Annotated in this window: 8 protein-coding genes; all 8 read left to right on the forward strand. The window is 54.8% G+C overall.

The genetic code is table 11. From position 1 onward, the window contains the following. Positions 1–179: 179 nt before the first annotated feature. Positions 180–827, forward strand: coding sequence for a 3-isopropylmalate dehydratase small subunit (leuD, locus tag ACIQ0R_RS07725; protein WP_395825819.1), 648 nt, complete (start codon positions 180–182; stop codon positions 825–827). Positions 828–894: 67 nt separating this feature from the next. Continuing rightward, complete coding sequence (gene leuB / locus ACIQ0R_RS07730; protein WP_395825822.1) at positions 895–1,965, forward strand: 3-isopropylmalate dehydrogenase; 1,071 nt, start codon at positions 895–897, stop codon at positions 1,963–1,965. A 66-nt stretch (positions 1,966–2,031) separates the two neighbouring features. Continuing rightward, the gene (gene asd / locus ACIQ0R_RS07735) at positions 2,032–3,165 is read left to right on the forward strand and encodes an aspartate-semialdehyde dehydrogenase (RefSeq protein WP_395825825.1); all 1,134 of its coding nucleotides are present in this window, start codon (positions 2,032–2,034) and stop codon (positions 3,163–3,165) included. A 299-nt stretch (positions 3,166–3,464) separates the two neighbouring features. After that, entirely contained in the window at positions 3,465–6,245 is a 2,781-nt protein-coding gene (locus tag ACIQ0R_RS07740) for a FimV/HubP family polar landmark protein (RefSeq protein ID WP_395825828.1), read from the forward strand. 422 nt (positions 6,246–6,667) lie between these two features. Beyond that, positions 6,668–7,528, forward strand: a complete 861-nt coding sequence (gene truA, locus ACIQ0R_RS07745) for a tRNA pseudouridine(38-40) synthase TruA (RefSeq protein ID WP_395825831.1) — start codon at positions 6,668–6,670, stop codon at positions 7,526–7,528. Between the two features lie 65 nt (positions 7,529–7,593). Beyond that, complete coding sequence (locus ACIQ0R_RS07750) at positions 7,594–8,280, forward strand: phosphoribosylanthranilate isomerase (protein ID WP_395825834.1); 687 nt, start codon at positions 7,594–7,596, stop codon at positions 8,278–8,280. Positions 8,281–8,459: 179 nt separating this feature from the next. Then, positions 8,460–9,614: a tryptophan synthase subunit beta gene (gene trpB / locus ACIQ0R_RS07755; protein ID WP_395825840.1), complete on the forward strand. Its 1,155-nt coding sequence runs from the start codon at positions 8,460–8,462 to the stop codon at positions 9,612–9,614. Positions 9,615–9,707: 93 nt separating this feature from the next. Further along, the gene (gene trpA / locus ACIQ0R_RS07760; protein WP_395825837.1) at positions 9,708–10,505 is read left to right on the forward strand and encodes a tryptophan synthase subunit alpha; all 798 of its coding nucleotides are present in this window, start codon (positions 9,708–9,710) and stop codon (positions 10,503–10,505) included. Positions 10,506–10,879: the final 374 nt, after the last annotated feature.

A 10,879-nucleotide genomic window follows, 5' to 3' on the forward strand; every position in this document is an offset into this window, starting at 1 on the left:
CTGCCAGTATTTAGATGACTGGCTCGCTGAGCAACATCAGGAAAAACAGGCGGCATAAAAGCCACCTGTTGGAAGACGAAAAATCGAGGGAAGCTCAAGTGAGTCAGCCGCCTGGCAGGCAAGATTGCCGTATGTGAGGCCACAGTCGATGTGGCGCACCATTATTGGAATGAAATAGTATGAATAAATTTACTGTACTGGATGGTTTGGTGGCGCCGCTGGATCGCGCCAATGTCGACACCGATGCGATTATCCCAAAGCAGTTCCTGAAATCGATCCAACGCACCGGTTTTGGCCCTAACTTGTTTGACGAATGGCGTTATCTGGATCATGGTGAGCCTGGTATGGATAATTCGCGTCGTCCGCTCAATCCGGATTTCGTGCTGAATCAGTCGCGCTATCAAGGTGCTTCGATTTTGCTGACGCGCAAGAATTTCGGTTGCGGTTCCTCGCGCGAGCATGCGCCGTGGGCTCTTGATCAGTACGGATTCCGCGCCCTGATCGCGCCGAGTTTCGCAGATATTTTTTTCAACAACTGCTTCAAGAACGGTTTGTTGCCAATCGTGTTGTCCGAGGCTCAGATAGACCGTTTGTTCGACGAAGTCAAGGCATTTCCGGGCTTCCGCCTGCTAGTCGATCTGGAAAAACAACTGGTTACTACCGCCAACGGCAATATCAGCTATCCGTTTGAAATTGGTGAATTCCGCAAATACCGCCTGCTCAACGGCCTTGACGATATTGGCCTCACGCTGCGTCAGTCGGACAAGATTCGCGACTTCGAAGAGCGTCACCTGTTCGCCCAGCCTTGGCTCTCCAACACGATTTAACGCGGCGCTGCGCAACGATAATAATCAACATAACCAATATTTTTTGAATTTTTCAAGCTCAGGAAAAATGAAGATAGCAATTTTGCCAGGCGATGGCATCGGTCCGGAAATCGTTGATCAAGCGGTCAATGTGCTGAACGCACTCGGCGAAAATTTCGAGCTGGAAACTGCTCCGGTCGGCGGTGCCGGTTATGCCGCGCATGGCCATCCGTTGCCGGAGGGTACCCTGAAACTGGCGAAGGATGCCGGTGCGATTCTGTTCGGTGCTGTCGGCGACTGGCAGTACGATACCCTGGAGCGCTCGTTGCGCCCGGAGCAGGCGATCCTCGGCCTGCGCAAGCATCTCGGCTTGTTCGCCAACCTGCGTCCGGCGATTCTCTATCCAGAGCTGGCCAATGCCTCGACATTGAAGCCGGAAGTCGTGTCAGGATTAGACATTCTGATCATCCGTGAACTCACCGGCGATATCTATTTCGGCCAGCCACGCGGAGTGCGTACCGCGCCAGATGGCGCCTTCAAGGGCGAGCGTGAAGGTTTCGATACCATGCGCTACGCAGAGTCGGAAATCCGTCGCATTGCCCACGTGGCTTTCCAGGCGGCGCAAAAGCGTAGCAAGCGCCTGACCAGCGTCGATAAGGCGAATGTGCTGGAGACTTTCCAGTTCTGGAAAGATATCGTCACTGAAGTGCATAAAGAATATCCCGACGTGGCACTGGATCACATGTACGTCGATAACGCCGCGATGCAACTGGTGCGCGCGCCGAAAAAGTTCGATGTCATCGTCACCGGCAACATGTTCGGCGATATTTTGTCGGATCAGGCCTCCATGCTGACCGGTTCGATCGGCATGCTGCCTTCGGCATCGCTGGATACCAACAACAAGGGCTTGTATGAGCCGTCGCACGGCTCGGCGCCGGATATCGCCGGCAAGAACATCGCTAATCCGCTGGCGACCATCCTGTCAGTAGCGATGATGCTGCGCTTTTCGCTGAACAAGGCGGAACAAGCCGATCGTATCGACAATGCAGTCAAGAAGGTGCTGGCGCAAGGTTTGCGCACTGCCGATATTTATGAGGCAGGTACTATTAAAGTCGGTACCAGCGAAATGGGTGCGGCAGTGGTCAAGGCGCTTGGGTAAAGAAATTTGGCAGGTGGGTCTGCCGTGGAGTACGGGGCTTTTCCCCGATTTTGTTAGGGAATCATGATGAAACTGGTTGGTTTGGTCGGTTGGCGTGGCATGGTGGGTTCGGTCTTGTTGCAGCGTATGCAGGAAGAGGGCGACTTCGCCCATATCGAGCCGGTATTTTTCTCAACTTCAAATGCTGGCGGCAAAGCTCCGGCACTGGCTAAAAACGAAACAACGTTAAAAGATGCCACCGATATTGAAGCGCTGAAAAAATGCGACATCATTATTACCTGCCAAGGCGGCGACTACACCAGCGAGATTTTCCCGCAACTGCGTGCAGCAGGCTGGAACGGCTACTGGATTGACGCCGCGTCGACGCTGCGCATGAAGGATGACGCCATCATCGTGCTTGATCCCGTCAACCTGGATGTGATCAAAGACGGCCTCAGTCGCGGCGTCAAGAACTACATCGGCGGCAATTGTACGGTCTATTGCATGATGATGGCGCTGGGCGGGCTGTTCCAGCACGATCTGATCGAGTGGATGACCTCCATGACCTATCAGGCCGCGTCCGGCGGCGGCGCGCAGCACATGCGCGAGTTGCTGACCCAGTTTGGTTCGATCAATGCCGAAGTAAAGGCATTGCTGGACGACCCAAAATCGGCGATCCTGGAAATCGATCGCAAAGTGCTGGGCAAGCAGCATTCGATGTCGTCCGATGAAATCAAACACTTCGGCGTGCCGCTCGGCGGCAATTTGATTCCCTGGATCGACAAGGACCTGGGGGGCGGCTTGTCTAAAGAAGAATGGAAGGCCGGCGCCGAAACCAACAAGATTCTTGGTCGTGGCGAAGGCTTCAGTAACGGCGGCAAGGCAATTCCGGTGGATGGCTTGTGTGTCCGTATCGGCGCTATGCGCTGCCACTCTCAAGCCCTGACGATCAAATTGACTAAAGATGTACCGTTGGACGAAATCAACGACATCATCGCCAGTAATAATCAATGGGTGAAGGTGGTGCCAAACGAGCGCGAAGCGTCAATGCGCGATCTGACCCCTGCCGCTGTGACCGGTAGCCTGACAATTCCTGTCGGTCGTCTGCGTAAATTGCAGATGGGTGGCGAATATTTGTCAGCATTTACGGTCGGTGATCAGTTATTGTGGGGAGCTGCCGAGCCATTGCGTCGTATGTTGAGGATTGTCCTCGACGCCTGACTTGCGCCAGTAGTTGTGATATTGTTGCTTAATTGCAAAATAGCCCGCTAAGTACTCTCTATGTGCGAGTCTTAGCGGGCTTCCCATATATTGTCAGTGTGACTAATAATTGAAGAATTATTGTTACGTCTGCAATGCGCGAGGTGTTGATTTTTAGAAAACTGGGTACAGTATTTGCTTTCATTACACTTTGTTATTCCATAGACGCCAACGGACAGTCCCACATGCCACAGAACATGCACATGAATTCTTCGAATACATTAATTTCCACCGGTTTAAAGACGCTCACTGCAGCCGTTGTGTCAGCGTTAATACTGATCTCCAGTGCAGAAGCCGCCGGGCTGGGAAAATTAACCGTGCTGTCCTCGCTGGGGCAACCGTTACGTGCAGAGATTGAGTTGACTGCTGTCAGCCCGGATGAGGCCGACGGGCTGACAGCTAAGCTTGCCAGTCCTGAAACCTACCAGCAAGCGAATATTGATTTTAATCCGGCTTTGCTGTCTTTGCAGTTCGCTATCGATCAGCGCAATGGCCGCAAATTCGTTCATGTGACCTCTAGTCAGGCAATCAACGAGCCTTTCGTCGATTTGTTAATGGAGTTGGGCGGCGCCAAGTCGCGCCTGGTCCGTGAATACACCGTATTACTCGATCCTGCCGGTCAGCGCCAGAATCAGCCGGTTCAGTTGGCGGCACCTGCGGTTGCGCGCCCACCCTCAAATGGCTCAGTGCCGGCAAGCGCCAATCGTAGCGTTGCGACGTCGAATCCTCAAGCCTCGTTCCAGCCTGGCCCCGCATCAACCATCACCGACGCCACCCGTGCGGCCGCGGCTAAAGCAGTGAGGAGTGCTGCCGTCGGCAGCACTGTCCCTGCCGCCACCGCTAACCCGGTTGTTGCAGATCAAGCCCCGAGAGGCAGCGGCGATTACCGTGTCAAGAAGGGCGATACGCTGCTCGCTATCGCCAACGATAATCTGCCGTCGGGTATTTCGCTCGACCAGATGTTGGTGGCGCTTTATCGCAACAACGAAGCCGCCTTCGTTGGCAAGAACATGAACCGCTTACGCTCCGGGCAGATTCTGTCTATCCCAGGCGCTGACGTTGCGCGCGGCGTCAGTCAGTCCGAGGCACGTAGTGTGGTGCTGGCGCAATCCAAAGACTTCAAGACTTATCGCAATGCGCTGGCCGGCCAGGTTGAAGCCGCAGCAGCGAATCAGGCGGTTGAATCGAAGCAAAGCGGTGGCGGCAAGATTGCGGCCAAAGTTGAAGATCAAGCCACCCCCGCTAGTGAATCGAAGGATAAACTAAAGCTGTCGCGTGGTGCTGTTGCGGCAGTCGGTACCGCCGCAGGCGCTGCCGTTGGCAGCAAGGAAGCCGCCGCTACAGCTGCGACCGAAGAAAAAATCGCCCGTGAAAAGGCCGAGGTAGAGGCTCAGGCGCGCGTCAAAGAGCTCGAAAAAAATGTCAGCGATTTGCAAAAAACGCTGGAGTTGAAGAATAAAAATCTGGCCGAACTGCAAAATCAAGCGAGTAGCGTGAAAGCGGCCCCGGCAACGCCGGCAGCACCAGCAGCAGCACCAGCCGCACCGGTAGCGAGTGTCGCCACCGCACCGGCATCCGCATCAGTTGCGGCAACTGCATCGGCTGCAGCAGATGCAGCTCCAGCTCCAGCGGTTGAGGCCAAGCCTACCGCGCCAGCAGTGGCACCGGTAGCCAAGCCTAAAGTGGCAGTGCCAGCCCCAACTGAACCTGGCTTCATTGACAGCATTTCCGAAAATCCGTTATTGCCGCCGGTCGGCGGTGTGCTGGTCGCATTGTTGGCCGGGCTCGGCCTGTTCCGCTATCGCCGCAACCGGGCTCGCCAACAGGCATTTCTCGACAGCAGCGGGGCGCCAATCACCAATTCGGGCTTAAAAGGTAACTCGCCGTTTGGTTCGACCGGCGGCCAAAGTGTTGATACCAAGAACAGCATCTTCAACTCGAATTTTGTGCCATCGGTCAGTCATCTTGACACTAACGTTGATCCTGTTGCAGAGGCGGATGTCTATATTGTCTATGGTCGCGATGCGCAAGCTGAGGAAATTCTTAAGGAGGCGCTGCGTAGTCAGCCAAGCCGCAATGCGATTCGCGTCAAGCTGCTGGAAATCTACGCTAACCGCAAGGATCCGCGCGCGTTTGAAATCCTGGCCAGTGAGTTGTACAGCCTGAGCCGAGGTGAAGGTGAAGATTGGCAACAGGCTGCTGCACTTGGCTTGAGTGTTGATCCTGCCAATCCCCTGTACGGCAGTGGCAAGCTGCAGGAGCAGGTAATCGCCAAAGCTGATTCGATTACCGCTCCGACCCAACCGATGGATGGTCTCGATTTCAACTCACTTACCGCGCCGACCCAGCCACAAGAGCCGCAGGTGGAGGATTTAGTCTCAGCCGAGCCGGTTCAATTGCTGGAACCGCTGACCGATAGCGAACTCGGTAAGCATGCGGTTGCTGCTTCAGCGCATGGTAATGACATTGATTTCGATTTGGAAGGGTTGGCGGCCGAAGGTTCTGCTAATCAGAATACGGTGCTGCTCTCTGCTCATGATGCTGGCAAAGCGATGCTGGATTCGCTGGATTTCGATCTGGATAGCAAATTAAGGCCGATGCCCGCGACCACTGCAGAAAAGTCGGCTTTCGCTTCTGAGGCAGCACCCGTGCTGACTGATCTGGAGTTTCCGCCTGGCGGTCAGCCGTCTGCCTACCAGGCAACGACTGCCCATATCGACATTCCTGCACAGCCCAAGCCTGCGGTCGACGCGCATGGCACGCCGACCTATGCTCAGCATGCAGAGCCGATGGTGGCGCCGCTGGAATTTAATCTCTCCGGCATGAATCTGGATCTCGATAACGCGGTTCAGGCACATACAGCGGTTGACAATGTTGCTGCGGCAGTCGGCAATCCAGAAATGGCAACCAAGCTGGATCTGGCTGTCGCCTACAAGGAAATTGGCGATAAAGATGGAGCGCGTGAATTGCTGGAGGAAGTCTTGAAGGGCGGCAGCGCAGACCAGGTTGATGCCGCCAAGGCCCTGTTGGCCAAGCCGTAAGTGTCGGCCGCAGAACAAACAGGAAAGCGGTAATATAAAAAACAGTTTGGTATTTATTTCTGGTGGCCTCAGCGTTGCACTGGAGCTTACTCAGACTCAATTTGTGAAATGCGTTTGTCAGATGTTTTAAAGCCGGCTGGGTAATGACAAGCGGTGCAGCACGGCGCTGTTGGTGCGCTAGCGGACGCCTTTGTCACGCTACCCGCATGCAAGACGCTGGTAGCGCAGGTAAGGGTGAAGGGGGAGTAAGCCCCATGCTGCGCGCTCGGCGCACGGTTCCCTCGAATACGCCAGAGGCACCTCTCGGCGTTGCATGCCTTTTTGCCGGTTGCTGATTATCCGCATCCTCGTCGTGGCCCATCACTACGTCGCATCGTCTTGCCAGGTTGCGCATGTGCCGCGCGGTCGGACTCCCAAATTGAATGCCAGCAGGTGCTTGCACCCGTTTTCATTTTTTTACGACTGGAGTTGCATTGAAACGGATCGTTCTTGGGGTGCAGTACGACGGCACTCCCTGGCAAGGATGGCAGACCCAGCCTAGCGGCAAAACCGTACAGGACAGACTGGAAGCCGCCTTGCAAAAATTTACACTGAAAGCGATCGGCACGACCTGTGCCGGGCGCACAGATTCGGGGGTCCATGCGCTTGAGCAGGTGGTGCATTTCGACACAGATTTGTCGCGCGAAGCGTTTTCTTGGGTGCGCGGCCTGAACGCATTCTTGCCGCCGTCAATCGCGGTGCGCTGGGCGCACGAGTTGCCGATAATTGCCGATGCGGGACAGGAAGACCAGTTTCATGCTCGTTTCAGTGCGACAACGCGCACTTATCATTATCTTTTGTATAATAACCCGGTGCGCTCGCCATTGCTGGAGGGGAAGGCTGGCTGGGTATTCCGGGCACTTGACGTCGACCTGATGCGTTTAGCCGCGGCACATTTGATTGGCACTCACGATTTTTCTGCATTCCGTGCGGTCGAATGTCAGGCTAAATCGCCGGTACGTACAATGGGGGACATTCGCATTGAACGGCGCGGCGACCTGATTGTTTTCAGCCTGCGTGCAAATGCTTTCTTGCATCACATGGTACGTAATATCGTCGGGTCTTTAATCTATACCGGCAGCGCCAGCAAGCCGCCAGGATGGATTGCCGAGTTGTTACAGCAACGCGACCGCAGTCGTGCCGCGCCGACCTTTATGCCAGACGGCTTGTATCTGGCCCAGGTTGCATACGATCAAAAATGGCAATTGCCGCGGCAGCCTGCCGCGCTATTGCCATGGTTGTAGGAATCAAGGTGTCTTGGTTGTTGGTTTTCTGCAGCAACTTGTTTCGATGAACTTCTCCAGATGAAATGCCGCGCACCATGAGCCACCGTACCAGAATCAAGATATGCGGGCTGACCCGCGAGCAAGATGTTCATGCTGCCATCGCCGCAGGTGCTGATGCGCTCGGTTTTGTGTTCTATCCGAAGAGTCCGCGCTACGTTACGCCGCAACATGCAGCGCGCTTGTTGGCGATGGTGCCCCCTTTCATCACCACTGTCGGCCTGTTTGTCAATGCCGAGCCGCAGCAGTTGGCAGATATCGTCGCTGAGGCGCCGGTATCATTATTGCAATTTCATGGTGACGAGACTGCCGAGCATAGCGCGGCACTGGCACAGTGTGTCAATCGCCCATTTATCCAGGCAATGCGCGTCGGGACTGCGCATGTGCCCGCCGATTTGTTAGAATACGCCCAGCGCTATCGTTCCGGTAGCCGTTTGTTTGCAGGTTTGCTGCTCGATACGCTGGTAGAAGGTTACGGTGGCAGTGGAAAGGTCTTTGATTGGTCTCTCATCCCAAAAGAACTCGCGCCTCAGGTCGTTTTAAGTGGTGGTTTGAGCGTGCACAACGCGACTGACGCAGTAACCTGCGTAGGTCCTTTTGCGGTCGACATCAGTAGTGGCGTCGAGCAGCAAAAGGGCATCAAGGACGCCGCCAAAATACGCGCATTCATTGATGCGGTACGGCAGGCAGACGCCGCTAACGGCGGCTTATAGCCCCCCCCCCAATCCCGTGTGTCATCAGCGCGGCATGACAGAGTCAGCACAGAATAGAGAGAAATACCATGAACGCATTCAACCTGCCCGAGCAAGATGTCGAGTCTCGGTCTGCCGCTAGCGGCGCGTCGCCCCAAGTAGCCAAATACGATCTGCCCGACTCCAAGGGGCACTTCGGCATGTACGGCGGCAGCTTTGTCTCCGAAACCCTTACGCTGGCACTGGGGGAGCTACAACAGTGCTACGCAAAATATCAAAATGAGCCGCAGTTTCTGGTCGAATTTCACAGCGAACTGAAGCATTATGTCGGTCGCCCAAGTCCCATCTATCACGCCAAGCGCTGGTCCGAGCAGATGGGCGGTGCGCAGATCTATTTCAAGCGCGAAGATCTGAATCACACTGGCGCCCATAAGATCAATAACGTGATCGGCCAAGCCTTGCTGGCCAAGCGCATGGGCAAGCCACGCGTTATCGCTGAAACCGGGGCTGGTCAGCACGGTGTCGCTACTGCCACCATCTGCGCTCGTTTCGGTCTCGAGTGCGTGATCTACATGGGCAGTGAAGACGTCAAGCGGCAAATGCAGAATGTCTATCGGATGAATCTTTTGGGTGCAAAGGTGGTACCGGTCGAGTCCGGTTCCAAGACTTTGAAGGATGCGCTCAACGAAGCGATGCGCGATTGGGTCACCAACGTTGAAGATACGTTCTATATTATCGGCACCGTCGCTGGCCCGCATCCTTATCCGATGATGGTCCGCGATTTCCAATCGGTGATCGGCAACGAATGTCTGGTGCAGATGCCGGAGATGACCGGTCGTCAGCCGGACCATGTGATCGCCTGCGTCGGCGGCGGATCCAATGCGATGGGAATTTTCTATCCGTACATCGATCATCACGATGTGCATCTGGTCGGCGTCGAAGCCGGCGGGGAAGGCCTGGGCAGTGGTAAACACTCTGCCTCGCTGACGCTTGGTTCTCCGGGGGTGCTGCATGGCAACCGCACCTATCTGTTGCAGGATGAAAACGGCCAAATCATTGAAACGCATTCTGTGTCGGCCGGCCTTGATTATCCGGGTGTCGGCCCTGAGCATGCGTGGCTGAAGGATTGCGGTCGCGCCACCTACGAGGTAGTCACCGACCACGAGGCGCTGGCGGCATTCCATACCTGTTGCCGCATTGAGGGTATTATCCCGGCACTGGAATCAAGCCATGCGCTGGCCTATGCAGCCAAGCTGGCGGCTACCTTGCCGAAGGATAAGATTATTCTTGCCAATCTCTCCGGACGTGGCGACAAGGACATGCATACCGTCGCCGAGCGTTTGAAGCTGGACTGATCCGGATCAGTTGCGAGTCTTGTCCGCATCGGCAGTCCATGCTTGCTGCGGACCAAAAAATCCACAATCCCTCAGACAATATCAAAAAATACTATGTCCCGAATTCAAGCTACATTGGCCGCTCTCGCCGCAAATCACAAGAAGGGGCTAATTCCTTTCATTACCGCCGGTGACCCGGCACCAGAACTGACTGTGCCGCTGATGCATGCGCTGGTCCGCGGCGGTGCCGATATTCTTGAGCTGGGTGTGCCGTTCTCCGATCCGATGGCCGAAGGCCCTGTCATTCAGCGCGCTTGCGAACGAGCGCTGAAATTCGGCGTCAGTCTGCATGATGTAATCGGCTATGTGAGAGAATTTCGTCGCGATAACACGACTACGCCGGTGGTCTTGATGGGCTATGCTAATCCGCTTGAGCGGATGGGGATCGATACTTTTATCGCAGCAGCCAAGCAAGCCGGTGTGGACGGTACCATCGTGGTTGATTATCCGCCGGAGGAGTGTGAAGAATTTGCCGGCAAGATGCAGGCTAACGACATGGACCCGATCTTCCTGCTGGCACCAACCTCCACCGAAAAACGGATCGAGCAGGTGGCTAAGGTCGGCCGCGGATTCACGTATTACGTGTCACTGAAGGGGGTGACCGGCGCTGCCAACATCGATACGGCCGAAGTCGCGGCGCGCGTGGCGTCAATCCGCAAGCATGTCAAGCTACCGATTGGCGTTGGTTTTGGCATTCGCGATGGGGCCACTGCGAAGGCGGTGGCTCAGGTGTCGGATGCTGTAGTGATCGGCAGTCGGATTATCCAGGAACTGGAAAATACGCCGCGCGAGCGCGCCGTGGCGGCAGTGGAGAATTTTCTTTTGGGGATTCGCAAGGCGCTCGATGAATAGTGTTGTGCTTGAAAAGTTAATTAAATTTAGTGGAGATCTGGTCGAGTCTGCTGGCGTTTACGTCTATTTTTTTGATGTAAATGATTTTGACTGTGGCCATTGAATTTAGCCTTTGTACTTTTTTCTTGGCAATCGAAATTTCTAATATTTCTAATATTTCTAATATTTCTAATATTTCTAATATTTCTAATGGATTCGATTAGATTGGTTGAAGGCCAAGTATAGTGGACCCGGAAATCCGGACAATAGTTTAAGGAGTATCCTGAGCTTCCCCCGAAATTTAGTCTTCCATAGGTAACGTAAAATCAACGATCCTTTGGAAAGACCAGCAATGAAGAAGATACCAAAACAGATGTACACGGCGGAGTTCAAGG

The sequence above is a fragment of the Collimonas sp. genome (assembly GCF_044339385.1).
Taxonomy (GTDB): domain Bacteria; phylum Pseudomonadota; class Gammaproteobacteria; order Burkholderiales; family Burkholderiaceae_D; genus Collimonas.